Source organism: Spirillospora sp. NPDC049652, from assembly GCF_040675125.1.
In the GTDB taxonomy this organism is placed as follows: Bacteria; Actinomycetota; Actinomycetes; order Streptosporangiales; family Streptosporangiaceae; genus Spirillospora.
The window spans coordinates 1-1,227 of record NZ_JBFAOF010001491.1 but is presented as its reverse complement, the minus strand read 5'-3'; the positions used below and the strand labels follow the sequence as shown (position 1 = coordinate 1,227).

The following is a 1,227-nucleotide window of genomic DNA, read 5'->3' as shown; positions in this document are numbered from 1 at the left end:
CGGGGGCCGGCCGCCCGCCGACGCCCTGCGCGCGGACGTCCGCACGATGCGGGCGGCGTTCGCCACGTCCGCGACGGCCGCCGCGCGCTGGCGCGCCCGCCTGCTCCCGGCGTCGACCGTGGCCGAGGCCCGCGAGGCCGCCCGCGCCGCGAGCGAGCGCACCGCCCTGGCGACGGGCCGCGCCGAGCACGCCCTGGCCCGGGTCGTCACCCGCCTCCGCGCCCGCCTCCCCCGCAAGCCCGACTGATCCGCCCAGGACACGACCCGTCCCCCGGGCGGAGCCCCCGGCCGGAGTCGAACGCGGGTGCGTGCCTGCGCTCTCGGATGCGGGTGCGAGCCCGCGCTCTCGGATGCGGGTGCGAGCCCGCGCTCTCGGATGCGGGTGCGAGCCTGCGCTCAGGAGAGCGCTCGCCAGACGGACGCCGCAGGCACGAAGGATGCAGGGCACGAAGGATGCAGGGCATGAAAAAACGCGTGCCTCGGTGGGATGAGGCACGCGGTGGCTGGGAGGCGTTCAGTGCTGGCTGGGAGGCGTGCGGTGGTTGGGAGGCGGGCAGTGGTGGGCCCGCCGCGCGCGGTGGGGGGTCGCGCGGGCGGGCTTCAGGTCGTCAGCGCTCCTCGGTGCGGCGGCGCCAGCGCTCCTCCATCCGCTCCATGAAGCCGGCGCGGGCCGGGCGGCCGGAGGCGGCGCGGCGGCCGCGGGCGGCCGGCTCGGCGACCCCGGTCATCCGTTTCCAGCTGGTGAGCGCCCACACGCAGCAGGCGACCATGACCAGGAAGCCGGCCACGCTGACCGCGATGGTGATCGCGCCGGCGTTGGCCACCAGCCCGGCCATCAGGGCGGCCACACCCACGGCGAAGCCCACCGCGGCCTTGATCATCTGGCGCTTGTAGTGCACCTGAGGACTCGTCGAGCGCACCGCATGGGCGAACTTCGGATCCTCGGCGTACAAGGCCTGCTCGATCTGGTCGAGCATGCGCTGCTCGTGATCAGAGAGCGGCACGGCGCCTCCCAACGACAGCCCCGCCACGGGGTTTCCGAAGCAGGACGAGAACCTCAACGGTGATATGCCCAGAATACGAGCCAGGACAGGTCAGCGAAAGCGAACGGCCGACCGCGGACCCCTTCCCGTTCATCTCCGCATCCGCCTCATCCCCTCCCGTCACCCTTCTCCCGTCCGTCCCGGCCGGGCGGACGGGCGCCGCCGCGCCGCACCAGTGCGGCGG

Annotated in this window: 2 protein-coding genes; one reads left to right on the top strand and one right to left on the bottom strand. The window is 74.9% G+C overall.

The window, feature by feature from the left end; genetic code table 11:
- The coding region (locus AB0J52_RS41375; protein WP_500188741.1) for a hypothetical protein at positions 1-247 on the top strand (247 nt) is incomplete at its 5' end.
- A gap of 361 nt (positions 248-608) precedes the next feature.
- On the opposite strand, the gene AB0J52_RS41370 is transcribed toward AB0J52_RS41375, so the two are convergent.
- Positions 609-1,004, bottom strand: a complete 396-nt coding sequence (locus AB0J52_RS41370) for an SCO2097 family morphological protein (RefSeq protein ID WP_500188740.1) — start codon at positions 1,002-1,004, stop codon at positions 609-611.
- Between the last annotated feature and the right edge of the window lie 223 nt (positions 1,005-1,227).